18 protein-coding genes, 1 tRNA gene and 3 pseudogenes are annotated in these 25,001 nt (G+C 67.6%); 10 read left to right on the top strand and 12 right to left on the bottom strand.

From position 1 onward, the window contains the following. Window positions 1–755, bottom strand: a 755-nt coding sequence (locus tag A5781_RS04655; protein ID WP_156624384.1) for an NTP transferase domain-containing protein, incomplete at its 3' end; no start/stop codon positions are given. A gap of 185 nt (window positions 756–940) precedes the next feature. Continuing rightward, window positions 941–1,012 (bottom strand) — tRNA-Gln (locus A5781_RS04650). Between the two features lie 168 nt (window positions 1,013–1,180). Between A5781_RS04650 and A5781_RS04645 the strand changes: the two genes are divergently transcribed. Then, window positions 1,181–1,777, top strand: coding sequence for a TetR/AcrR family transcriptional regulator (locus A5781_RS04645; protein ID WP_156622474.1), 597 nt, complete (start codon window positions 1,181–1,183; stop codon window positions 1,775–1,777). On the opposite strand, the pseudogene A5781_RS04640 reads toward A5781_RS04645, so the two are convergent. Continuing rightward, window positions 1,774–2,819, bottom strand: a pseudogene (locus A5781_RS04640) (diaminopimelate decarboxylase). The gene A5781_RS04645 and the pseudogene A5781_RS04640 sit on opposite strands and share 4 nt — an antisense overlap. Before the next feature lie 107 nt (window positions 2,820–2,926). Here A5781_RS04640 and mfd point away from each other — a divergent pair. From mfd to A5781_RS26050, 8 genes and pseudogenes are all read left to right on the top strand, one after another. Continuing rightward, window positions 2,927–6,589 (top strand): transcription-repair coupling factor, encoded by a 3,663-nt coding sequence (gene mfd / locus A5781_RS04635; protein WP_067201945.1) that lies wholly within the window; start codon window positions 2,927–2,929, stop codon window positions 6,587–6,589. A gap of 73 nt (window positions 6,590–6,662) precedes the next feature. After that, on the top strand, window positions 6,663–7,649 hold the full coding sequence (locus tag A5781_RS04630) for a nucleoside triphosphate pyrophosphohydrolase (protein ID WP_067201942.1): 987 nt from the start codon (window positions 6,663–6,665) through the stop codon (window positions 7,647–7,649). A 145-nt stretch (window positions 7,650–7,794) separates the two neighbouring features. Next, the gene (locus A5781_RS04625) at window positions 7,795–8,523 is read left to right on the top strand and encodes a lytic transglycosylase domain-containing protein (RefSeq protein WP_156624386.1); all 729 of its coding nucleotides are present in this window, start codon (window positions 7,795–7,797) and stop codon (window positions 8,521–8,523) included. A gap of 68 nt (window positions 8,524–8,591) precedes the next feature. Then, entirely contained in the window at window positions 8,592–9,881 is a 1,290-nt protein-coding gene (gene eno / locus A5781_RS04620; RefSeq protein WP_067201936.1) for a phosphopyruvate hydratase, read from the top strand. Further along, on the top strand, window positions 9,862–10,572 hold the full coding sequence (locus A5781_RS04615; protein ID WP_369817675.1) for a septum formation initiator family protein: 711 nt from the start codon (window positions 9,862–9,864) through the stop codon (window positions 10,570–10,572). The genes eno and A5781_RS04615 overlap by 20 nt, the downstream gene beginning before the upstream one ends. Further along, complete coding sequence (locus tag A5781_RS04610) at window positions 10,565–11,053, top strand: DUF501 domain-containing protein (protein WP_067201928.1); 489 nt, start codon at window positions 10,565–10,567, stop codon at window positions 11,051–11,053. The genes A5781_RS04615 and A5781_RS04610 overlap by 8 nt, the downstream gene beginning before the upstream one ends. After that, complete coding sequence (locus A5781_RS04605) at window positions 11,047–11,991, top strand: Ppx/GppA phosphatase family protein (protein ID WP_067201926.1); 945 nt, start codon at window positions 11,047–11,049, stop codon at window positions 11,989–11,991. Before A5781_RS04610 ends, A5781_RS04605 begins: the two co-directional genes overlap by 7 nt. Window positions 11,992–12,092: 101 nt before the next feature. Continuing rightward, window positions 12,093–12,320 (top strand): annotated as a pseudogene (locus A5781_RS26050) (hypothetical protein); the annotation flags it as partial. 13 nt (window positions 12,321–12,333) lie between these two features. Here the strand turns inward: A5781_RS26050 and A5781_RS04600 are convergent. From A5781_RS04600 to A5781_RS04565, 8 genes are all read right to left on the bottom strand, one after another. Further along, window positions 12,334–13,014: a response regulator gene (locus tag A5781_RS04600; protein WP_067201923.1), complete on the bottom strand. Its 681-nt coding sequence runs from the start codon at window positions 13,012–13,014 to the stop codon at window positions 12,334–12,336. Next, window positions 13,011–15,578 carry a sensor histidine kinase KdpD gene (locus A5781_RS04595; protein ID WP_067201920.1) on the bottom strand — a complete coding sequence of 856 codons (2,568 nt, stop codon included), beginning with the start codon at window positions 15,576–15,578 and terminating at the stop codon, window positions 13,011–13,013. Before A5781_RS04595 ends, A5781_RS04600 begins: the two co-directional genes overlap by 4 nt. Window positions 15,579–15,590: 12 nt before the next feature. Next, window positions 15,591–16,514, bottom strand: a complete 924-nt coding sequence (locus A5781_RS04590; protein WP_067201916.1) for a potassium-transporting ATPase subunit C — start codon at window positions 16,512–16,514, stop codon at window positions 15,591–15,593. A 1-nt stretch (window position 16,515) separates the two neighbouring features. Beyond that, on the bottom strand, window positions 16,516–18,666 hold the full coding sequence (kdpB, locus tag A5781_RS04585) for a potassium-transporting ATPase subunit KdpB (RefSeq protein WP_067201913.1): 2,151 nt from the start codon (window positions 18,664–18,666) through the stop codon (window positions 16,516–16,518). Then, the gene (kdpA, locus tag A5781_RS04580; RefSeq protein WP_067201908.1) at window positions 18,666–20,336 is read right to left on the bottom strand and encodes a potassium-transporting ATPase subunit KdpA; all 1,671 of its coding nucleotides are present in this window, start codon (window positions 20,334–20,336) and stop codon (window positions 18,666–18,668) included. The genes kdpB and kdpA overlap by 1 nt, the downstream gene beginning before the upstream one ends. A gap of 85 nt (window positions 20,337–20,421) precedes the next feature. Continuing rightward, complete coding sequence (locus tag A5781_RS26410) at window positions 20,422–20,547, bottom strand: hypothetical protein (protein WP_255360801.1); 126 nt, start codon at window positions 20,545–20,547, stop codon at window positions 20,422–20,424. Between the two features lie 166 nt (window positions 20,548–20,713). Then, window positions 20,714–22,240 (bottom strand): cell wall metabolism sensor histidine kinase WalK, encoded by a 1,527-nt coding sequence (locus tag A5781_RS04570; RefSeq protein WP_067201905.1) that lies wholly within the window; start codon window positions 22,238–22,240, stop codon window positions 20,714–20,716. Then, window positions 22,237–23,010 carry a response regulator transcription factor gene (locus A5781_RS04565; protein WP_067201900.1) on the bottom strand — a complete coding sequence of 258 codons (774 nt, stop codon included), beginning with the start codon at window positions 23,008–23,010 and terminating at the stop codon, window positions 22,237–22,239. Before A5781_RS04565 ends, A5781_RS04570 begins: the two co-directional genes overlap by 4 nt. Before the next feature lie 463 nt (window positions 23,011–23,473). On the opposite strand from A5781_RS04565, the gene A5781_RS04560 reads away from it, so the two are divergent. Further along, complete coding sequence (locus A5781_RS04560; protein WP_067201896.1) at window positions 23,474–24,844, top strand: PPE family protein; 1,371 nt, start codon at window positions 23,474–23,476, stop codon at window positions 24,842–24,844. A 78-nt stretch (window positions 24,845–24,922) separates the two neighbouring features. Here A5781_RS04560 and A5781_RS04555 read toward each other — a convergent pair. Further along, window positions 24,923–25,001: pseudogene (locus A5781_RS04555) on the bottom strand (type VII secretion protein EsxI); the annotation flags it as partial.

Raw genomic sequence — 25,001 nt, 5'->3', positions numbered from 1 at the left:
TTGAGTTCGGCGCCCAGTTGCGCGAGCTGGACGCGGTTGTTGACGCCGGCGACCAGGGCGCTGTCGTCGACGCGCTGGGCGTGGACGGCCTGCCCGTCGCTGCGCAGGATCGAGATGACGTCGGTCAAGTACAGCTCCTGCTGGGCGTTGTTGGAGCTCAGCCGGCTCAGCGCGGAGCACAGCGCCGCGACGTCGAAGGCGTAGACGCCGGCGTTGACCTCGCGGATTTCACGCTGGAAGGGTGTCGCGTCGGCGTGTTCCACGATCGCGGTGACCTCGTTGTCCTGGGTGCGCAGGATGCGGCCGTACCCGGTGGGGTCGGCGAGCGTGGTGGTGAGCACGGTCGCGGCGGCCGATCCCGCGTTGTGGGTCGCGATCAGGTCGGCCACGGTGTCGGAGTCCAGCAGCGGCGTATCGCCGGAGGTCACGACGACCACGCCGGCGTAGTCCTCGGGCAGCGCGGACAGGCCGCACAGCACCGCGTGGCCGGTACCGAGCGGGCGGTCCTGCAGGGAGACCTCGATGCCGCGCCCCAGATCGTCGGCCCACTCGGCGACGAGCGGGGAGATGCGCTGGTGGTCGTGGCCCAGGACCACCACCAGGTGTTGCGGCGCGACCTTGGTGATCGCGTGCAGCAGGTGGGACAGCATGCTGCGACCGGCGATCGTGTGCAGCACCTTGGGGGTGTCCGACCGCATCCGGGTGCCGGGCCCGGCCGCGAGCACCAGGACCGCGGTATCACCACGAGACGCCATCAACTCTCCTCAACCCCGGCGTGCGCTCTGGCACGACGACACGCCGTCAAGCGTGGCACTTCACCTGATGTTGACGCAAAGACCGCGGCCTGGGCGATCACTCATGTCCACTCACCGACTGTGGGCCCAAAGTATGGAAACCGCCGCCTCGAATCGGGCATAGGTCCCACACTCGACGAGCCAAGCTCCGTCGCCAGGACTCGAACCTGAACTATCTGAACCAAAATCAGAGGTGCTGCCGATTACACCACGACGGATTGCAAGCCTTCTGGGCCCGCGCCACCAACAGACTTTAGACGGTGCGCGGGCCGATCGCGGCGCCGAGGGAAAGACGGGCGGTTCGGTGCGGGCGACGCTATACGCTGATTGACGTGGCTGTTCTCGATAAGGAGCCGGACAAAGAGGCCCGCGCGCCGCGCGCCCGGATGACGGGTACCGAGCGCCGACAACAACTCATCGGCATCGCGCGCTCGCTGTTCGCCGAGCGCGGTTATGAGGGCACCTCCATCGAGGAGATCGCGTTGCGCGCCAACGTGTCCAAGCCTGTCGTCTACGAGCACTTCGGCGGCAAGGAGGGGCTGTACGCCGTGGTCGTCGACCGCGAGATGTCGGCGCTGCTGGACGGCATCACGTCGTCGTTGACCAACAACCGGTCCCGGGTGCGGGTCGAGCGAGTCGCGCTGGCGCTGCTCACGTACGTCGAAGAGCGCACCGACGGCTTCCGCATCATGATCCGCGACTCACCGGCCGCGATCAGCTCGGGCACCTACTCCAGCCTGCTCAACGACGCCGTCAACCAGGTCAGCTCCATCCTGGCCGGCGACTTCGCCCGTCGCGGCCTGGATCCTGAGCTGGCGCCGCTGTACGCCCAGGCGCTGGTGGGCTCGGTCTCGATGACGGCCCAGTGGTGGCTCGATACGCGTGAGCCCAAGAAAGAAGTGGTCGCGGCGCACCTGGTCAACCTGATGTGGAACGGGCTGACCCATCTGGAAGCCGACCCCCGGCTGCAGGACGACGGTTAGCCGCGGTCGCGGGCCGCCAGATCGGCGATCATTTCGCGGCGGACCAGTTCGCGGGCCCGGCCGTCCCTGACGCCGACCACGGCCGGGCGGCCGACCAGGTTGTAGTTCGACGCGATGCTGTGGCCCGCCCGGGTTCCACCACGACGCTCGGGCGGGGGAAGTGCTCGGCGGCGCAGGCCTCGTCCAGCGCGTCCTCGATGACGCGGGCCAGCTCGTCGAGGTCCAGTTCGGCGTCGCCCGGGACGTAGGGGACGGCGTGCCCGCCCCCGAGGTTGAGTTCGGTGAGGATGACGCCGTGCCGGGCCCGGATGTCGGCCATGGCGGCGATCAGCCGGTGAATCGCCTCGCCGTAGAGCGCCGGGTCGATGACCTGCGAGCCGATGTGGCAGTGCAGCCCGACCAGGTCGAGGATCGGGTGGGCCAGCGCCCGCCTCACGGCGTCGCCGGCGTGGCCGCCGGCGAGAGTGAACCCGAACTTCTGGTCGCTGATACCCGTGGTGACCGCCCGGTGTCCGTGGATGTCGATGTCCGGGGTGACCCTGATGAGCACCGGCTGACGCCGGCGGGCCACGCCCGCGAGGTAGGCGATCTCCATGCACGAATCCACCACGATCCGCCCCACCCCGGCGCGGACCGCGTCGCGCAACTCGTCGGGCGATTTCGCGTTGCCGTGCATGATGATCCGCGCCGGGGCGATTCCGCCGGCGAGGGCGATGGCCAGCTCACCGCTTGAGCAGACGTCGATACCGAGGCCCTCTTCGCGGACCCACCGGGCCGCCGCGGTGGTCAGCAGCGACTTTCCGGCGTACACCACCTGGATGCCGCGCAGCGCCTTGCGGTAGCGGCGGGCGCGGCGCCGGAAGTCGGTTTCGTCGAGCAGGTAGGCCGGGGTTCCGAACTCGTCGGCGATATCGGCCAGGGGCATACCGCCGACGCTGAGCCTGCCCTCCTCGTCGGGGTGGGAGGTGATGGGCCAGATCGCGGGATCGAACCGCGGGGGAGCCGCGTGGCCCAGGGACGGCAGGATGTCCAGCAATGTCATGAGTCCAACGTGCGCCCGCGTCGGGCCGGGGGCCGTCTTCCTAACGATCCCTTGACGGCGCCGGGGTCAAAATTGACGAATTCTGGCGCCCCTAGAATGGATTCATCATGACCGCACCGGGGCCTGCTCGCCCAGAACCCCCGATCGCGGGGCTCGTTGAATTGGCGCTCACCGCGCCGACCTTCCAGCAACTGATCGAAAGCGCGGCAGAGCGACCGGCCGAGCTGCACCTGGTGGGTCCAGCCAGCGCACGGCTTTTCGTCGCCAGCGCGCTGGAGCGGTTGGGTCCTCTGCTGGTAGTCACCGCGACCGGGCGTGAAGCCGATGACCTGACCGCCGAACTGCGCGGCGTCTTCGGCGACGCCGTGGCGGCCTTCCCGTCCTGGGAGACCCTGCCGCACGAGCGGCTCTCTCCGGGCGTCGACACCGTCGGCGCCCGGCTCACGGTGCTGCGCCGGCTGGCCCACCCCGACGACGCCCGGTTGGGTCCACCACTGCGCGTCGTGGTGACCGCCGTGCGCTCACTGCTGCAGCCGATGACGCCGCAGCTGGGCCTGCTCGAGCCGGTGACATTCAGCGTCGGCCAGGAGATCGCCTTCGAGGAGGTCGTCGCCCGGCTGGTCGAGCTGGCCTACACGCGGGTCGACATGGTCGGCCGGCGCGGCGAATTCGCCGTGCGCGGCGGGATTCTCGACGTTTTCCCGCCGACCGCCGAGCATCCGGTGCGCATCGAGTTCTGGGGCGACGAGGTCAGCGAGATGCGGATGTTCTCCGTCGCCGACCAGCGTTCCATACCCGAGATCGAGGTGGAGACGGTCATCGCGGTGGCCTGCCGCGAACTGCTCCTGACCGATGACGTGCGGGAGCGGGCCGCCGCGCTGGCCGCCCGGCATTCCGGGGCCGAGCCCGCCATCACCGGCAGCGTCACCGACATGCTGGCCAAGCTGGGCGAGGGCATCGCGGTCGACGGCATGGAGGCGCTGCTGCCGGTCCTGCGGCCCGGCGAACACGCGCTGCTGACCGACCAACTGGCCGAGGGCACTCCGGTGCTGCTGTGTGACCCCGAAAAAGTGCGCACCCGGGCCGCCGACTTGATCAAGACCGGCAGCGAGTTCCTCGAGGCGTCGTGGTCCGTCGCGGCGCTGGGCACCGACGCCCCCGTCGACGTCGCGCAGTTCGGTGGGTCGGGGTTCGCCGAGCTGGACGACGTGCACGCCGCGGCGGCGCGCTCGGGTCATCCCTGGTGGACGTTGAGCCAGTTGTCCGACGAGTCGGCGGTGGAGCTGGAGATCCGGGCGGCGCCGTCGGCCCGCGGGCATCAGCACGACATCGACGGCATCTTCGCCATGCTGCGCGCGCACGTATCGACCGGCGGCTACGCCGCGGTCGTCGCCCCGGGCGCCGGCACCGCCCATCGTGTCGTCGAGCGGCTGGCCGACTCCGACACCCCCGCGGCGATGCTGGAACCGGGCGCGGCCGACACCATGCTCAAACCGGGGATCGTCAGCGTCCTCAAGGGCCCGCTGCACGACGGCGTCGTCATCCCGGGCGCCAACCTGGTCGTCATCACCGAGACCGACCTGACCGGCAGCCGGGCCACCGCCGTCGAGGGCAAGCGGCTGGCGGCCAAACGGCGCAACACCGTCGATCCGCTGGCGCTGACGGCCGGGGACCTGGTGGTGCACGACCAGCACGGCATCGGCCGGTTCGTCGAGATGACGGAACGCACGGTCGGCGGCGCCCGGCGCGAGTACCTGGTGCTGGAGTACGCATCCAGCAAGCGGGGCGGCGGGTCGGACAAGCTGTACGTCCCGATGGACTCGCTGGACCAGCTGTCCCGGTACGTCGGCGGGCAGGCGCCCGCGCTGAGCAAGTTGGGCGGCAGCGACTGGGCCAACACCAAGACCAAGGCCCGCCGCGCCGTGCGCGAGATCGCCGGCGAGCTCGTCGCGCTGTACGCGAAACGGCAGGCCAGCGCCGGGCACGCCTTCGCAGCGGACACCCCGTGGCAGGCCGAGATGGAGGACGCGTTCGGCTTCACCGAGACCGTCGACCAGCTCACCGCCATCACCGAGGTCAAGGCCGACATGGAGAAGCCGATCCCGATGGACCGGGTGATCTGTGGGGACGTCGGCTACGGCAAGACCGAGATCGCGGTGCGCGCGGCCTTCAAGGCCGTCCAGGACGGCAAACAGGTCGCCGTGCTGGTGCCCACCACGCTGCTGGCCGACCAGCACCTGCAGACGTTCACCGATCGAATGGCCGGCTTCCCGGTGACCGTCAAGGGGCTCTCCCGGTTCACCGACAACGCCGAGTCCCGCGCCGTGATCGAGGGCCTGGCCGACGGGTCGGTGGACGTGGTGATCGGCACGCACCGGCTGCTACAGACCGGGGTGCGCTGGAAGGACCTGGGCCTGGTCGTTGTCGACGAGGAGCAGCGGTTCGGCGTCGAACACAAGGAGTACATCAAGTCGCTGCGCACCCACGTCGACGTGCTGACCATGAGCGCCACCCCGATCCCACGCACGCTGGAGATGAGTCTGGCCGGGATCCGCGAGATGTCGACCATCCTGACCCCGCCCGAAGAGCGCTATCCCGTGCTGACCTACGTCGGGCCGCACGACGACAAGCAGGTGGCGGCCGCCTTGCGACGCGAGCTGCTGCGCGACGGGCAGGTCTTCTACGTGCACAACCGGGTGAGCTCCATCGACCGGACGGCGGCCCGGATCCGCGAGCTGGTGCCCGAGGCGCGGGTGGTCGTCGCGCACGGGCAGATGCCCGAGGAGCGGCTGGAACGCACCGTGCAGGGGTTCTGGAACCGCGAGTACGACATCCTGGTGTGCACGACGATCGTGGAGACCGGGCTGGACATCTCCAACGCCAACACGCTGATCGTCGAGCGCGCCGACACCTTCGGGCTTTCGCAGCTGCACCAGCTGCGCGGCCGGGTGGGGCGCAGCCGCGAGCGCGGGTACGCCTACTTCCTGTACCCGCAGCACGCGCCGCTGACCGAGACGGCCTACGACCGGCTGGCGACCATCGCGCAGAACAACGAGCTGGGCGCGGGCATGGCGGTCGCGTTGAAAGACCTCGAAATCCGTGGGGCCGGCAACGTGCTGGGCGTCGAGCAATCCGGGCACGTCGCCGGGGTCGGGTTCGACCTGTACGTGCGGCTGGTGGGAGAGGCCGTGGAGGCCTACCGAGCGGCCGCCGACGGCCAGACCGTCACCACCGCCGAGGAACCCAAGGATGTGCGGATCGACCTGCCGGTGGACGCCCACCTGCCGCCGGACTACATCGCCAGCGACCGGCTGCGGCTGGAGGCCTATCGGCGGCTGGCCGCCGCGGGCTCGGACAGCGAGATCGCGGCCGTGATTGAGGAACTCGTCGACCGCTATGGTGCGTTGCCCGAACCGGCCCTGCGCCTGGTGGCGGTCGCGCGGTTGCGGCTGCTGTGCCGCGGCGCCGGCATCACCGAGGTGTCGGCCCCGTCGGCGGCGACCGTGCGGCTGTCGCCGATAACGCTGCCCGATTCGGCCCAGGTGCGCCTCAAGCGGATGTATCCGGCCGCGAGCTACCGCGCCACGACTTCCACGGTGCAGGTGCCCATCCCGCGGGACGGGGGCGTCGGTGCGGCACGCATCCGCGACGTGGAGTTGGCGCAGATGGTGGCCAACCTGGTGACGGCGCTGCAAGGTAAACCCCAGACGGATATTGATATAACGAGTTCACCTGCAGCGATGGCCAGTGAGGAGCGGCAAGCGCGATGATCCGCGCCGGCGACGATACAAAGCGATGCGATGGGGTGGGGGCACCACCCGCTCGCGGGGGAGAGCGGCGCCCATGATCGTCGTCTTGTTCGACCCCCGCCGCCCGTCGCTGGTGCCGGTCGAGGCCATCGAACACCTCAGCGGTGAGGTGCAGTACACCGAGGAGATGCCCGTCGCGGTGCCGTGGTCGCTGCCCGCGGCGCGTCCGGTGCATGCCGGGGACCCCGATGATCCAGCGCCGGTGCTGCTGTCGTCGGACCCCGAGCATCCCGCCGTCACGGCCCGGCTGGCGGCCGGCGCCCGGTTGATCTCCGCGCCGGAGACACCGCGCGGCGAACGACTGGTCGACGTGGTGGCCATGATGGACAAACTGCGCACAGCCGGACCGTGGGAGAGTGAGCAGACTCACGACTCGTTGCGCAGGTTCCTGCTCGAGGAGACCTACGAACTTTTGGACGCGGTCCGCAGCGGCAGCGCAGATCAGCTGCGCGAAGAACTCGGCGACGTGTTGCTGCAGGTGCTCTTTCACGCGCGCATCGCGGAGGACGCCCCGCAATTTCCCTTCACCATCGATGACGTCGCCGTCACGCTGATGCGAAAGTTGGGCAATCGGGTTCCGGGTGTGCTTACGGGTCAGAACATTTCGCTCGAAGAGCAATTGGCCCAATGGGAAGAGCGCAAGGCGGCCGAAAAGCCGCGCAAATACGTGATGGACGAGGTGCATACCGGGCAGCCGGCGCTGGCGTTGGCTCAGAAGGTGATTCAGCGTGCCGAGAAGGCCGGCCTGCCCGCCGATCTCATCCCCGCCGAGATCACCTCCATCTCGGTGTCGGCCGATGGTGACGCGGAAAGCGCGCTGCGCACGGCGGTTCTGGAGTTCGTGGACACGGTCCGCGCAGTCGAGCGGGCGATCGCCGCGACGCGCCGCGGCGCGGGTGTTCCGGAGGAATTCGACGTCGCCCCGCTCGGCGAGGTCACCGAAGACGAGTGGCGTGAGCACTGGCCGTCGGACGAGGTGGTCGACGAGTCTGCGGCGGATGCGGTTGCCGACGACGCCTGAGGGCTCAAGCTGCGCGTCAGCTAATCGATAGTTTGCCGAAATCGTGCGCCGGCCGCCCCGATAGGGCCGGGCAGCACCGCAACCCGTGGGACGATGGTTGTGCGGAATTTGGTGCCGGGGAGTCAAGGGAGCTTTAACCAGCATGGTGTCGCCGAGGCGTTGGTTGCGCGCGGCCGCCGTGATAGGCGCGACCGCGATGCTGCTGGCCTCCAGTTGCACGTGGCAGCTCAGCCTGTTCATCCCGGAGGGCGTCCCGCCGCCTGCCGGGGCTCCGGTGCCGCCGGTGAACACGCACGCCAGCGGTCGGCCCGCGGACCAGCTTCGGGCCTGGGCTGAACAGCGCTCCCCGACCCTGGAGATCCCGGTGATCGCGCTGGAGGCCTACGCGTACGCGGCCCGGGTTGCCGAGGTGGAGAACCCGAAGTGCCATATCGCGTGGACCACACTGGCGGGCATCGGGCAGGTCGAGAGCCATCACGGCACCTATCGCGGCGCGCGGCTGGCCCCCAACGGTGACGTGAGCCCCCCCATTCGCGGAGTTCGCCTGGATGGCAGTGGCGGCACCCTGCGCATCGTCGACAGCGAGGAACCGGTGACGGACGACGACGGGGTGGTGCGGGCCATGGGGCCGATGCAGTTCATCCCCGAGACCTGGCGGTTGTACGGCGTCGACGCCCACAACGACGGCCGCGTCAGCCCGGACAACATCGACGACGCCGCGCTCGCGGCCGCGGGTTACCTGTGTTGGCGGGGAAAGGATTTAGGGACGCCGCGCGGCTGGATAACCGCGCTGCGGGCCTACAACAACTCCGGCGTCTACGCGCGCGCGGTGCGCGACTGGGCGACCGCTTATGCGGCGGGTCACCCGCTGTAGCAGGATGTATCAGGCCCTACGCTGACGGCGGCGAGGCCGGCACCAGCTACGACGCAAGGAGAAACTCAGTGCCGATTATCGAGCAGGTCGGGGCCCGCGAGATCCTCGATTCCCGCGGTAACCCGACGGTCGAGGTCGAGATTGCCCTGATCGACGGAACCTTTGCGCGCGCGGCGGTGCCGTCCGGCGCGTCGACCGGCGAGCACGAGGCTCACGAGTTGCGCGACGGCGGTGAGCGTTACGGCGGCAAGGGCGTGCAAAAGGCGGTGCAAGCCGTTCTCGACGAGATCGGTCCGGCGGTGATCGGGCTCAACGCCGACGACCAGCGGTTAGTGGACCAGGCGCTGGTCGACCTGGACGGCACCCCCGACAAGTCCCGGCTGGGCGCCAACGCAATCCTGGGCGTCTCGCTGGCCGTCGCCAAAGCGGCCGCCGACTCGGCCGAGCTGCCGCTGTTCCGCTATGTCGGCGGACCCAACGCCCACATCCTGCCGGTGCCGATGATGAACATCGTCAACGGCGGTGCGCACGCGCACACCGCTGTCGACATCCAGGAGTTCATGGTGGCGCCGATCGGCGCCCCCAGCTTCAATGAGGCGCTGCGCTGGGGCGCCGAGGTGTACCACTCACTCAAATCGGTGCTTCAAAAGCAGGGGTTGAGCACCGCCCTGGGCGATGAGGGCGGCTTCGCCCCGGACGTGGCCCACACCAAAGCGGCCCTGGACCTGATCTGCCAGGGCATCGAGTCGGCGGGTCTGAAACTCGGTACCGATGTGGCGCTGGCCATCGATGCGGCGGCCACCGAGTTCCACAACGAGGGCACCGGGTACATCTTCGAGGGCAGTACCCGCAGCGCCGAGCACATGGCGGAGTTCTACGCCGACCTGCTCGGCTCCTACCCGCTGATCTCCATCGAAGACCCGCTCTCCGAAGACGATTGGGACGGTTGGGCGGCGCTGACGGCGGCGATCGGCGACCGCGTGCAAATCGTCGGCGACGACATCTTCGTAACCAATCCCGAGCGCCTGGAAGAAGGCATCGAAAAGGGCGTGGCAAACGCGTTGCTGGTCAAGGTGAACCAGATCGGCACGCTGACCGAGACCCTCGACGCGGTCGCGCTGGCGCACCACAGCGGGTACCGCACGATGATGAGCCATCGCAGCGGCGAAACCGAAGACACCACGATCGCCGATCTGGCGGTGGCCGTCGGCAGCGGGCAGATCAAGACCGGCGCACCCGCCCGCAGTGAGCGTGTCGCCAAGTACAACCAGCTGCTGCGGATCGAGGAAGCGCTGGGCGACGCCGCCCGTTACGCCGGCGATCTGGCGTTCCCGCGGTATGCGCCGGAGGCCAAATAGCTTGCCCGCCAAGCCGGATCCGAAACGGCGCTCCCCGGCATCGCGCCCGGGGAAGGCCGGGGATTCGGTTCGGCGCCGCCGCACGGCCAAGCCGTCTTCCAAGCCGTCCCAAACCGCGAAGCAGCCCAGCGCGCGGTCGGTCGAGCATGTCGTCGAGCCCATCAAGCGACAGGCGGTCGAATCGGTCGAACAGCGGTCCGAGCAGCGGCTGGGTTTCACCGCGCGGCGGGCGGCGGTGCTCGCCGCTGTCGTCTGCGTGCTGACGCTCACCATCGCCGGTCCGGTGCGCACCTACTTTGCACAGCGCACGGAGATGAATCAGTTGATGGCAAGCGAAGCCGCGTTGCGCGCTCAGATCGCCGAACTCGAGCAGAAGAAGGCCAAACTCGGTGATCCGGCCTACATCGCCGCGCAGGCGCGCGAGCGGCTCGGCTTCGTGAAGCCGGGCGACATCCCGTTCCAGGTCCAGCTGCCCGCGACCGCGGCGACACCTTCCGAGCCGGGAAACCAAACGGCGAAACCCGCCAACAGCGATCCCTGGTACACGTCGCTCTGGCACACCATCGCCGACGCGCCACACCTGCCGCCGGCCAATGTTCCCCCGGCCGAAGTCCCGCCCGCCCCATCGGAACCGGGCCCAGCCGGTCCCGTTCCGGCGGGCCCATCGAACCCCACGGCGCCCGGTGGTTGATCGTGCCGACCTGGAGGCCGTGGCGCGTCAGCTCGGGCGTGAGCCGCGCGGCGTGCTCGAGATTGCCTACCGCTGCCCCAACGGCGAGCCCGGCGTGGTGAAGACCGCACCGAAACTTCCTGACGGCACGCCGTTTCCGACGCTGTACTACCTGACACATCCGGTGTTGACCGCGGCCGCGAGCAGGCTGGAAACGACAGGCTTGATGCGTGAGATGACCGAGCGGCTGCGGCGTGACCCGGAACTGGCAGCCGCGTACCGGCGAGCCCACGAGTCGTATCTGGCCGAACGGGACGCGATCGAGCCGCTCGGGACAACGTTTTCCGGTGGCGGAATGCCGGACCGGGTCAAGTGCCTGCACGTGCTGATCGCGCACTCGCTGGCCAAGGGGCCCGGTTGCAATCCACTCGGTGACGAGGCGCTGGCGATCCTGGCCCCCGAGCCGGCAATGGCGGGTGTTTTGCCGGCGGGCCAATGGTGAGCAGGCTCGCCGGAATCGACTGCGGCACCAACTCGATTCGGTTGCTGATCGCCGATGTGACCGATGGCCGGCTGCGCGACGTGCATCGCGAGACCCGAATCGTGCGGCTGGGGCAGGGCGTGGATGCGACGGGCGAGTTCGCGCCGGAGGCGATCGCCCGAACCCGCGGCGCTTTGACCGATTACGCGTCGCTGCTCGAGCGTCACGGCGTCGAGCGGGTGCGGATGGTGGCCACGTCGGCGGCGCGCGACGTCGCCAATCGTGATGTCTTCTTTGCGATGACGGCCGACGTGCTGGGCGCTGTGGTGCCGGGCGCGGTGGCGGAGGTGATCACCGGCGCCGAAGAGGCGGCGCTTTCCTTCCGTGGAGCCGTAGGCGAATTAGACCCTGCTGCAGGGCCTTTCGTGGTCGTCGACCTGGGCGGCGGCTCTACCGAGATCGTAGTCGGCGGCGAGGCGGTGGTGGGTAGCTACTCGGCCGACATCGGTTGCGTCCGGCTGACCGAACGCTGCCTGCATTCGGACCCGCCGACGCCCGACGAGGTGGAGGCGGCCCGCGCGGTGGTGCGCGAACGTCTTGAGGTCGCGCTTGGCGTGGTGCCGGTGGAGGGGGCGCGGACCTGGGTCGGGCTGGCCGGGACGATGACCACGCTGTCCGCGCTGGCCCACAACATGACGACGTATGACTCTGCGGCCATTCATCTTTCGCGAGTCCCCGGCGGCGATCTGCTGGCGGTGTGCGAGCGGTTGATCGCGATGTCCCGATCCGAACGTGCGGCGCTGCCACCGATGCACGAGGGGCGTGCCGACGTGATCGGCGGGGGTGCGATCGTGGTCGAGGAGTTGGCGCGCGAGTTGCGCGCCCGCGCCGGCATCGATGAGTTGACCGTCAGCGAGCACGACATCCTGGACGGCATCGTGCTGTCGATCGCGGAGTAAGTCACAGCCGCCACTTGCGTCTCTGTGCCGGAAGGACTTGACGATTTGCCCGCCTCACAGCGACAAGGCCGGGTGTCATACCGGTATGCAATGGTGCGGCGATGAATCTTCAGGGAATCGAACTGCGTTATGTGCTCACGACGTACATCGCTCACAATGGGCCAGCGATCATCGGCGAAATGATCGAAGCTCTCGGCCGGCAGGGTTTTCATGTCCCCGGTAGGGCCTCGAAGGTCATTTCGGACGCCTTGCGTTGGGAGATCGGCCGAGACAGGGTGCGTCGCGTCGGCCGCGGCCGGTACGGACCGAGGTCCATCCCACGCTCCACGGCGCTGTACAAACTCACGCCTCGAACCGATACCCCATGCCCGACTCGGTCAACAGATGCTTGGGGTGCGACGGGTCGTCCTCGAGTTTGCGTCGCAGCTGCGCCAAATACACTCGCAGATAATGTGTTTCGGTGGCGTACGCCGGGCCCCATACCTCTTTGAGGAGCTCTTCGCGGCCGACCAGCTTGCCGCGATTGCGGACCAGCACTTCGAGCATCCCCCATTCGGTCGGGGTGAGATGGACCTCGGCATTGTTCTTGGTGACCTTCTTGGCGGCCAGATCGACGGTGAACGCCTCCGTCTCGATCACCGGCTGCTCCAGCTCGGACGCCGCGGCATTGCGCCGGACGGCCGCCCGCAGCCGGGCTAAAAACTCGTCCATCCCAAAGGGTTTCGTGACATAGTCGTCGGCCCCGGCGTCGAGGGCCTCCACCTTGTCCGACGAGTCTGTACGCGCCGACAACACGATCACCGGTGCGGTGAGCCAGCCGCGCAGGCCGGCCAGCACGTCGATACCGGAGATGTCGGGCAGGCCCAGGTCGAGGATCACCACGTCGGGTTTGTGCTCGGCGGCTGCCCGCAGCGCGCCCGCGCCGCTCGAGGCGGTGATCACTTCGTATCCCCGCACGGACAGGTTGATGCGCAGCGCCCGCAGGATCTGCGGCTCGTCGTCGATCACCAACACCCGGGTCATCGCTCACCCATCGGTTCCGGGGCAGCCAACTCCACCGTCACGGTCAGCCCTCCGCCCGGAGTGTCACCGGCCGCGATGGTGCCGCCCATCGCTTCGACGAAGCCCCGCGCAACCGACATGCCCAGACCCACCCCCGTGCTGTTGTCCTGATCACCGAGGCGCTGGAACGCTTCGAAGATCTGCTCCTCTGCCCCGTGCGGAATGCCGGGACCCTCGTCGATGACGTTGATCAACACCCGATCGCCCACGCGCCCCGCGTTGACCCGAACCACACAGTTGGGCGCGTATCGCAGCGCATTGTCAATCAGGTTGGCGAGGACGCGTTCCAGCAGCCCCGCGTCGGCCAGGGCCACGGCGTCGCCCACATCGACCTTGACCCGATCGATGGCGGATCGGTAGAAGCCCGTGGCGCCCTTACCGATGCTGATCAGCGCCCGTTGCACCGTTTCCTCCAGGTAGATCCGGCGCAGGTCGGGGTGCACCACGCCGGCGGCCAGGCGCGACGAATCAAGCAGGTTTCCGACCAACGCGGTCAGCTGATCGATCGACTCCTCGATGGTCGCCAGCAGCTCCGCCGTGTCGGCGGGCGAAAAGGCGACGTCCTCCGCACGCAGGCTGGACACCGCGACCTTGGCCGCCGCCAGCGGCGTCCGCAAATCGTGGCTGACCGCCGACAACAGGGAGCGCCGCAACTCGTCGGCCCGCACGATCGCCTCGGCCCGGCTGGCTTCCTCGGCCAGCTCGCGCTGCCGGATCAGGCCCGCGGCCTGCTTGGCTACCGCGCTCAGCACCCGGCGGTCGCGCGCCGAAAGCTTCCTGCCCGCCAGCAGCATCCAGAACTCGTCGTCGCCGACCTCGATCGCAGTGTCGGCGGAATCGACGGTGGCACAAGGATCCTTGCCCACGCAGGCGACGACGTCGGCCTTGCTGCCGCCGGCGCGCTCCTCCGCGCTGGGTTCGCGCAGCATGCTGACCGCGCGTTGCGAGTAGGTCTCGCGGACACGCTCGAGCAGCGTCTCGAGATCAGCGCCGCGCAACACCGAGCCCGCGAACAGGATCAGGAGCTCGGCCTCCTGGGAGGCGCGACGGGCTTCCCGCGTGCGTTTGGTCGCACCGTCGACCAGCACCGCGACCGCGACCGCGACCAGCAGCAGCACCAGTTCGGTGACGGCGGCATCGGGTTCGGCGATGGTGAAGGTGTGCCGGGGGGCGGTCAGGAAGTAGTTCAGCAACAGGCTGGACAGCACCGCCGAGACTACTGCCGGGGCAACGCCTCCCAGCAGTCCGACCAGCAGCACTCCGACGAAGAACAGTGCGCTGTCGCCGCTGGTGCCCAGATATGGGTCGAGCGCTGTCACGATGACCGCGCAGATGGCCGACGGCACGATGATGGCCGCCAGCCATGACGCCACCCGCCGCTCGTTGGGCGCCAGTGACGCGGCGCGAAAGCCGCGTTTGGATTCCTCGTGGGTGACCAGGTGCACGTCGATCTTGCCCGACTGCTCGACGATCCTCGCGCCGATCCCCTCCTCGAAGAGCCGCGTCCACCGCGACCGCCGCGAGGTGCCGATCACCAGCTGGGTGGCGTTCATCTCGCGGGCGAACTCGAGTAGGGCAGTGGCCACGTCGTCACCGACTACGGTATGCAGCGAGGCGTCCAGACTGCTCGCCAGCTCACGGATCTTGGCCATCCGCGCCTCCGACAGGCCGGCGAGGCCGTCACCGCGGATGACGTGCACCACCATCAACTCGGCGCTGGACTTCGACGCGATCCGGGATGCCCGTCGCACCAATGTCTCCGACTCCGGGCCGCCGGTAACCGCCACCACGACCCGCTCCCGGGCCTCCCAAATCTCGGTGATTTTGTTCTCGGCCCGATATTTGGCCAGCGCCATGTCGACCTGATCGGCCAGCCAGAGCAGCGCCAGTTCTCTTAACGCGGTGAGGTTTCCGCGGCGGAAGTAATTGGACAGCGCCGCATCGATGCGCTCGGACGCGTACACGTTGCCGTGAGAGAGCCTGCGGCGCAATGCCTCCGGTGTGATGTCGATCAGCTCAACCTGCGAGGCCTGCCGAACGATGGAGTCCGGGATGGTCTCTTTTTGTTCGATGCCGGTGATTTGGGCGACGACGTCGTTGAGACTTTCCAGATGCTGGACATTGACGGTGGAGATCACCGTGATCCCGGCGTCGAGCAGTTCCTCGACATCCTGCCAGCGCTTGGCGTTCTTGCTGCCCGGGGTATTGGTGTGCGCGAGCTCGTCGACGAGGACGACCTGGGGTCTGCGCGCCAGGACGGCCGGAACGTCGAGTTCGGGGAAGGTGCCGCCGCGGTATTCGATGTAGCGGGGCGGGACGAACTCGATGCCCTCAAGCAGCTCAGCGGTTTTCGCCCTGCCGTGCGTCTCGATCACGCCGGCCACGAGGTCGGTACCGCGTTCGAGCCTGCGATGAGCCTCGCCGAGCATCGCGTACGTCTTGCCCACCCCCGGAGCTGAGCCGAGGTAAATCCGCAGCTCGCCGCGCTTGGGACGGTGGTCAACGACACTCACGTCAACCATCATCCCCCTATCGCGCTAGCTCGAGACCGGATATTTGTGATCGAGTGTCAGGTTGAGTTGCAACACATTGACGCAAGGTTCACCGAAAAAACCAAGGGTGCGGCCGCTTGTGTACTGGGCTACCACCGCACGTATCTGATCCAGACTGACGTGCCGGGCCTTGGCCACCCTGGGTAATTGGATGGCAGCGTAGGCAGGCGAGATATTCGGGTCGAGACCGCTGCCGCTGGCGGTGACGGCGTCGGCGGGCACGGCGGGGTCTGCCGGTGCGGCGCCGCGGATGGGCACCATCTGGCCGATCGAGTAGTCCTCGCCGTACTTTGCGCATTCGACGCGGACACCCTCGTAGAGCGTCAGGAACGGTGCCGGCGTCGTCTGGCACGGCTCGTTGACGCTGACCACCCGGGTGGGATGGACGACGTTTCCGCGCGCGTCACGGGGTCCGATCACCGACAGCACGGCACCCACACCGCCGCCGGTGCAGAACGGTCGCGATCCGTCCACGCCTTCGAGCTGGCCCACGGCTGTGCTGCGCGCACAGACCGTTGTCAGCAGGCTCGGCTTGAATCCCGCATCCGACGCAGACTTTCCGGCCGTTACCTGTGACGGGTCGGCGGGTGTATCGACGATGCTCTCCGGCCCGAGATTGCTCGCGCTCGACGAGAGCGGGTCATACCCGGTGCCCGCCGCCGAGGGCCGGCTCTGGAAGTACTGCGGCATCGGGTTGCCGTCCTTGTCGGTGAACAGCTGACCGATGAGCCGGCTGCCGACCGGCTTGCCGTTGGCGGTGAGAATCGACCCTTCCGCCTTATCGCGTAGCCCGGGCAGCTGCGCGACTAGCCAGATGGCTAACGGGTAGGCGAGACCGGTGATGACGGTCAGCACCAGCAGCGCGCGCAAGGCCGCCCAGTGCATGCGGGCGAAATTCGAGAAGCTCATGTCAGGACATCCCCGGGACGAATTGGATGATCAGGTCGATCAGCTTGATTCCGACGAACGGGGCGACGATGCCGCCCAGGCCGTAGATATATAGGTTGCGGCTCAACAGCTTTGACGCACTGCTCGGTGTGTAGCGCACGCCGCGCAGCGACAACGGGATCAACGCCACGATCACCAGCGCGTTGAATATCACCGCGGACAGGATCGCCGACTGTGGGCTGTGCAGCCGCATGATGTTGATCGTGTCCAGCCCGGGGAAGAGCGCGACGAACATGGCCGGGATGATCGCGAAATACTTTGCGATGTCGTTGGCGATCGAGAAGGTGGTCAACGCGCCGCGGGTGATCAGCAGCTGCTTGCCGATCTCGACGATTTCGATGAGCTTGGTGGGGTCGGAGTCGAGGTCGACCATGTTGCCCGCCTCTTTGGCGGCTGACGTACCGGTGTTCATCGCCACGCCCACGTCGGCCTGAGCCAGCGCCGGAGCATCGTTGGTGCCGTCGCCGGTCATCGCGACCAGCTTGCCGCCCTCCTGCTCGCGCTTGATCAGCTCGAGTTTGTCCTCGGGCGTCGCCTCGGCGAGGAAGTCATCGACGCCGGCCTCATCGGCGATCGCCCTGGCGGTCAAGGGATTATCGCCGGTGATCATCACCGTCCGAATGCCCATCCTGCGCATCTCGTCGAATCGATCACGCATGCCTTGCTTCACGACGTCCTTGAGGTGGATGACACCCAGGACCGCCGCCTCCCCATCGCGACTCTCCCCGACGACCAGCGGGGTGCCGCCGCCGGCGGAGATGCCGTCGACGAGCTCGCCGAGCTGCTGGGGAACCTTGCCGCCTTGGCCGCGTACCCATTCCGCGACGGAGCTGGCCGCGCCCTTGCGCAGTTGGTGTCCGTCGACGTCTACGCCCGACATCCGGGTGGCCGCGGAGAAACTCACCCATCGGGCGTGCGAGAGTTCACCGGGAGTGCGGGCACGCAGCCCGAAGTGCTGTTTGGCGTACACGACGATCGAGCGTCCCTCTGGTGTTTCGTCGGCAAGGCTGGACAACTGCGCGGCATCGGCCAGTTGTTCATTGGTGACGCCGTCAAGGGGGACGAAGGCGGCGGCCTGCCGATTGCCGAGGGTGATGGTCCCGGTTTTGTCGAGTAGCAACGTGTTGACGTCGCCGGCGGCTTCGACCGCGCGTCCGGACATGGCGAGCACGTTGCGTTGCACCAGCCGGTCCATGCCCGCGATGCCGATCGCGGAAAGCAGCGCGCCGATGGTCGTCGGGATCAGGCAGACCAGCAATGACACCATCACGATCCCGGTGACGCCATTCGCGTTGAGCGCCTGGGTGTCTGGGACGCCGGGATTGTTCATCTTCGAATTGATCGCCAACGGCTGCAGGGTGGCGACGGCGAAAACGAAGATGATCGTCAACGCGGCCAACAGAATGTTGAGCGCGATCTCGTTGGGGGTCTTCTGCCGGTTGGCGCCCTCGACGAGCGCGATCATCCGGTCGATGAAGCTCTCCCCGGGCTTTTGGGTGATCCGCACGACGATGCGGTCGCTGAGCACGGTGGTTCCGCCGGTGACCGCCGAGCGGTCACCACCGGACTCGCGGATTACCGGTGCGGACTCACCGGTGATAGCCGACTCGTCCACGGAGGCAATGCCTTCGACGACGTCGCCGTCACCCGGGATGACCTGGCCCGCCTCGACCACGACGACGTCACCCTGCTGAAGGAGCGGCGCGGCGACCTCTTCCTCCACGGCCGGGGCGCCCGGCCGGTAATCCTTGAGTCGTCGCGCCAACGTCTGACTCTTGGCGCGGCGCAGCGTTTCCGCTTGGGCCTTGCCGCGGCCTTCGGCAACCGCCTCCGCGAGGTTGGCGAAAAAGACGGTGAGCCATAGCCACACCACGATCAACCATGCGAACCAGGTCGAGTTGATGATCGCCAGCGCGGTGCTCCAGGTGGCGCCGATCTCGACGATGAACATGACCGGGTTGCGCCACAAGGTACGCGGGTTGAGTTTGCGCAGCGCATCGGGCGTCGACTTCCACAGCATCCTCGGATCGAGGAGGCCGCCCTGCACGCGTTTGGTGCTTGTGTGCTCCGTCGGCTGGGTCTCCTCAGCCGGGTCGACGGTCGTCGCGGTCATCAGTGAATTCCTTCAGCGAGAGGTCCGAGCGCCAGCATGGGCAGGAAGGTGAGGGCGACGAGAATCAGGGTCACCCCGGCGACCATTCCCACAAATTGTGGCCGATGGGTGGGCAGCGTCCCGGCCGATGCCGGTGTCTGACCCTGCTTGGCCAGCGAGCCGGCCAGCGCCAGCACGAGCACGATCGGCAGGAATCTGCCGAAGACCATCGCCAGGCCGAGCGCGGTGTTGTACCAGTTGGTGTTGACGCTGATCCCGGCGAATGCCGACCCGTTGTTGTTGGCCGCGGAGGTGAACGCGTACAGCACCTCCGACAACCCGTGCGGTCCGGAGTTCAGCATGCCGGCGCGTTCGCCCGGCAGCGCCATCGCGATTGCGGTTCCGGTCAGCACGATCAGCGGCGTAACCAGGAAATAGCTTGCCGCGAGCTTGATTTCGCGTGGATTGATCTTCTTGCCGAGATACTCGGGGGTACGGCCGACCATCAGCCCCGCGACGAACACGGTGATCACCGCCAGGATCAGCATGCCGTACAGGCCGGACCCGGTGCCGCCGGGCGCGACCTCGCCGAGCTGCATGTTGAACATGGTCATCATGCCGCCGAGGCTGGTGTAGGAATCGTGGAAGGAGTCGACGGCACCGGTGGAAGTGAGCGTCGTCGAGTCGGCGAACACCGCGGAGTTGGCGACGCCGAACCGTTGCTCGACCCCCTCCATTGCCGAGCCGACCGCGGTCGGCACCGTGCCGTGGTGCCGCAGCTGGAACCACATCATGAAGGTCACGCTGATCGCGTACAGCGAAGCCATGACCGATGCGATCGCATATCCCTGCTTCTTGCTGCCCACCATGCGCCCGAACGTGCGTGGCAGCGAGAAGCTGATCACCAGCAATAAGAAGATCTCCAGCCAGTTGGTCCACGTGGTCGGGTTCTCAAACGGGTGGGCGGAATTCGCGTTGTAGAAGCCGCCGCCGTTGGTGCCCAGTTCCTTGATGGCCTCCTGGCTGGCCACCGGGCCGCCGGTGATCGTCTGCTGCGCCCCGTTGAGGGCGGTGACGACCTGGTCGTTCAAGTGGAAGTTCTGAATCGCACCCCCCGCGATCAGCAGGAGCGCGCCCAGGGTCGCGATGGGCAGCAGAATCCGCAGTGTGCCGCGCACCAGGTCGACCCAGAAGTTCCCCAGTTCGCCTGTGCGCGTGCGGGCGAACCCCCGCACCAGCGCGATCGCCACCGCCATGCCGACGGCGGCGGAAACGAAGTTCTGCACCGCGAGGCCGGCCATCTGCACGAGGTGGCCCTGGGTCGATTCGCCGGAATAGGCCTGCCAGTTGGTGTTGGTGACGAAGCTGACGGCGGTGTTCCACGCCAGCGCCGGGGTCATCTTGGTGGCCGGATCATGCAGATGCAGCGGCAATGTGCCTTGCACGAGCTGGAATACGAATAGAAAGAGGATGCTGATCGACGAGAACGCCAGCACACTGCGCGCGTAGGCGCCCCACGTTTGCTCCGAGCGCGCGTCAACCCCGATCAGGCGGTAGATGACCCGCTCGGCGTAACCGTCCTTCGCCGATGTGTAGACCCGATACATGTAGTCGCCCAAGGGCACATGCACCGCGACCAGCGCCACGACGAGGACGATGAGGAAGATGACTCCTGCTGTCGCTGTGCTCACTAGAACCTTTCCGGGAACAGCAAGGCGCACGCGAGAAACAGCGCGAGGATGACGGAAAGCACTAAGCCGACGATGTTTTCGTAGTTCACAGCCGCTCGACCAACTTCTGCACCAGGCCCAGTAGGGCGAACACCGCCACCGTGAGCACGACGAACGCCACTACACCCATTTCGAGCCCATCTTGTCTCCGTTCCGCCCCGATTACGCGCATACGAATGGGCCTCGTCGAGGCAGCCACAGCGCTATCTCGGAGGCATGGTCAGCTTGAAGTTAGCTCGCTCCGCGGGGCTAGGGCCTTTGGTTGACACTTTCCTAACGGCGCCGCGGGGCGCCTTTACGGTTTCTTAACGCCCGCAAGCGCGCGCGAATCCGTGCGACTATCCGGCCTCGGCGCCCGGACCGTCGATCATCGGGATCCGTACCCGGAAAACCGTTCTGCCCTCGCTGGATTCGGCGGTGACCGAGCCGTGGTGGGCCTTGACGATCGAATTAACGATGGCCAGGCCGAGCCCGGTGCCCGAGCTGTGGAGCCTGGAGTTGTCCGCCCGGGCAAACCGTTCGAACAGGCGGGGGAGAAGGTCCGGGTCGATGCCAGGGCCGTCGTCGGCGACGGTCAGTTCCACGCACGGCGCCTCGGGCCCGTCGCGGTGGCAGGTGATCCCGGTGGTGACGGTGACCCCGGGCGGGGTGTGCACCCGGGCGTTGTGGAGCAGGTTGCTGACGAGCTGATGCAGCCGCGCATGATCCCCGCGAACCCACACCGGCTCGTCGGGGAGGTCTTTGACCCAATGGTGCGTCGGCGCTGCGACCGCCGCGTCGTTGACGGCGTTGACGACGACGTCGGCCAGGTCGACGTCCTCGCTTTGCAGGTCTTGTCCTTCGCCCAGGCGGGAGAGCAGTAGCAGCTCGTCGACAAGCAGCGTCATGCGCCGCGCTTCGGACTCGATGCGAGCCAACGCGTATTCGGTGGTCGGCGGCAGCTCCGAGCTGTCTTGGCGGGTGAGTTCGGCGTATCCCTGAATCGCCGCCAGGGGGGTCCGCAGCTCGTGGCTGGCGTCGGTGATGAATTGCCGCATCCGCAGATCGGATTCGGCGCGCTGCGCCAGCGCACTATCGACGTTGTCCAGCAACCGGTTCAAGGTGTGGCCGACGATCCCGACCTCGTTCTGCTGGTTGGTGTCCTTCGGCCGCACCCGGACGCTGATTCGGTGGTCGTCGTCGGTCAGCGGCATGGCGGCGACCTCCGCCGCGATGCCGGCCAGCCGCCGCAACGGTCGAAGGGTGTAGCCGACGACCCAAACGGTGAGGCCGGCGGTGACCGTCAACGCCGCCGCGATCAGCAGGGTGGTGGTGACCTGCTTGCGGGCGATGATTCGGTCGGCGAGGTTCAGCGACACCCCGGCAATCAGCACGTCGGATCCATCGACGTGGCTCTTGAGCCGGTAGAACCCAAGGCTGCCCAGGTTCTCGGTCCGTGGCGGGCCGTTTGCCCAGGACTGCGCCTCGATGGTGCGGACCACGTCGGCGGGCGCCTGCCGTGCCTCGGCCTCCGAGAAGACCGCCGACCCGATCACGGTGCCGTTGTGCAGCACCACGATTAGGTTTCCCGGCGTCTGATCGGTGAACTGCAGCATCGCCTCCGCCAGTGGCTTGGCGCCGTTGGCCGGATTGTGTTCACCCGTAACGTATTTGGTGTACGAGTGGCCCAACGCATCCAGGGACTCAGCGACGTCGGCGTCGCTCATCGCGGTGACGTAGCCGCGCAGGCTCAGCACGGACACGATCCCGACCGTCATCAGCACGACGCTGACCACCGCCAGTACACCCAATAGCAACTGCCGACGTAACGAACGGGGCAGCCACCGCGGAAGATCCCCGGACATGGCGTCCCGTTCCTGGCTCATTCCGGCGGCCGCAGCATGTATCCAACACCGCGCACGGTGTGAATCATCGGTTCGTGCCCGGAGTCGATCTTCTTCCTCAGATACGAGATGTAGAGGTCGACGATGCTGGTGCGGCCGGCGAAGTCGTAGTTCCAGACGCGGTCGAGGATCTCGCTGCGGCTCAGCGCGCGACGGGGATTGCGCATGAGGAAGCGCAGCAGTTCGAACTCGGTCGAGGAAAGCGATATCTGTGTGCCGTCGCGGGTCACTTCGCGGCTGGCGGTGTCGAGTCTCAGGTCGCCGACTTTGAGGGTCTCGGCGGCCGGGGGCGACTGCTGGCCGGAACGGCGCAGCAACCCGCGTAGCCGGGCGACGAGCTCCTCGAGGCTGAACGGCTTGGTCATGTAGTCGTCGGCGCCGGCGGTCAGGCCGGTGACCCGATCCATGACCGAGTCCCGCGCGGTGAGGAAGAGCGTCGGGGTGTAGGCGTCGGACTGGCGGATGCGTTCCAGGATTCGCAGCCCGTCCACGTCGGGAAGCATGATGTCGAGCACGAGCACGTCGGGATTGACCTTGTCGAACTTGGCCAGGGCCTCGCGCCCGTTGTGGGCGATGTCGACAACCCATCCCTCATAGTGCAGCGCCATCTTCACCAGGTTGGTCAGCGCCGGCTCGTCATCGACCAGCAGGACCCTGATCGGTGATCCATCGGCACGGTAAATCCTGGGCAGCTGCCCCAGGATGGCCTGGCGAGGGCGCTGGCCACCCGCGTAACCCGACATTGCGGTCATGTTCCTACATTCTGGCAAGCCACACACCTAACTGTCACGAAGTTCATAGGGCGCTCAAATGTGGGGCGCGGGGCGAGTCACCGCGAAGGCACTCAAATATGAGTTTTATATGAGTCACGTCCCCCGGCTTGAGATGAGCTGGTTTGCCCAAAAGCCGGATTCGCACAGCCGTTGGTTTGATCTGCCAACCAATTCCAGGCGATATGTCAAATCCCCCCGCGCGAGAACGGGTTTGACTTATTTGCAAGGCGCTGCATTTCGTCGAATGCCGGTGACAGCTGACTGCGTAGCCTCGATGGGGAGGACAACGGAGTCCTGACTCGCGTTGCCGAAATTGGCCGCTTGGAACGCTTTTCGTAGCTCGGGCTGGTGGGCGCAACGCCCAGGGCTGCCGCCGCAACGGCTGTCATCGCTGTCGGCGCCTGATGCGGCTTCGGCAAACTCAATTAGTCAAAGGAAAGTAATGGATTTTGGCGCGTTGCCGCCGGAAGTCAACTCCGGTCGGATGTATCTGGGGCCCGGGCCGGCGACGCTGCTGGCCGCCTCGGCGGGATGGGACTCACTGGCCCTCGAGTTGAACTCGGCGGCCGGCGGCTATGAGTCGGTGATCACGACCCTGACGCAAGAGTGGGCGGGCCCGACGTCGATGTCCATGGCCGCCGCGGTCGCGCCCTACGTGGTGTGGCTGCGCGCCACCGCCGAGCTGTGCGAGCAGTCTTCGATCCAGGCGACCGCGGCCGCCGCGGCCTACGAAGCGGCGTATGCGATGACGGTGCCGCCGCCGCTCATAGCGGCCAACCGTGCGCGGCTCATGGTGTTGACCGCCACCAACTTCCTCGGGCAGAACGCGCCGGCGATCATGGCCGCAGAGGCCGAGTACAGCGAGATGTGGGCTCAAGACGCCGCCGCGATGTACACCTACGCCGGCAGCTCGGCGTCCGCCGCGGCCTTCGGCGCGTTCACGCCGCCGCCCCAGACGACCAATCAGGGCGGGGTGGCCGGCCAAGCCGGTGCCATGACCCAGGCGACGGGCACCCAGGCCGGCAGCGCCGCCCGGACGACTTCGGCGCACGTGATGTTCTCGGTGCCGCAGGCGCTGCAGAGCCTGTCAACCCCGGGATCGACGTCCGGCACCGGTTTGTCGCAGGCCGCGATGGGCACCGGGGCGTCACTCGGGTCGTCGGGGGCGTCCGCCCCGCTCAGTGCGCTGTCCAGCCTGACCGGTACGAGCAAGGGTGCCACCAAGACCGCGAACGCCGGCCTGGGAACCGCGTCCGGCCTGGCGTCCTCGCTCGGCGGGGCTGCCGCCTCCGGCGACGCGGCCGGGCTGTTTTCCGACGTTGCCGGCCTCGGCTCCGACGCCGCCGGTTTCGGTGCCGACGGGGGTGGAGTCGGTATAGACCTATACGGGTTGGGGCTCGATTATCGCGGCCTGGACCTCGATTACCGAGGTTTGGCCCTTGATATGGAAGGCGCGGGTTCGATCTTGGGGGCCGAGGGCGCTTCCGGAACGGAAGCGTTGGGCGGCCTCGGAAACATGGGTTCGCTCGGCGGTCTCGGCGAAGGCGCGTCGGCTGGCGTGGGCCAGGCGGCCTCACTGGGAACCCTGTCGGTGCCGCCGAGTTGGGCCGACACCGTGTCATCGGTGACGCCGTTGCCCGCCGCGCTCGACGCCAACGCCACGACCGGCGGGTGGGGTGCCGCGACGACGGCGGCGCCAAGCGGTATATCCAAGCTGCCGCTGGGCGCCATGGTCGGGCGCGAGTCCGACGGTGCGGTTCACCGGATCGGGTTCCGCCCCTCACTCATCCCGCGTTCGCCGGTCGCCGGATAGGGCAGAGCCGCAAGGCCTACGAAACGAAAAGGGCCCGCACACCTTGGTGTGCGGGCCCTTTCGAGTGAAGACGCGGTGTCAGGCCCAGCTGGACCCAACGGCGCTGTCGGTGCTGGCCATGTTGCTGCCGGCGCTCTGCACCTTCTGCCCGTGGGCG

It is taken from the genome of Mycobacterium sp. 852002-30065_SCH5024008 (assembly GCF_001665645.1).
Lineage (GTDB): Bacteria > Actinomycetota > Actinomycetes > Mycobacteriales > Mycobacteriaceae > Mycobacterium > Mycobacterium paraffinicum.
This window is presented reverse-complemented; position numbering and strand designations above follow the sequence as displayed.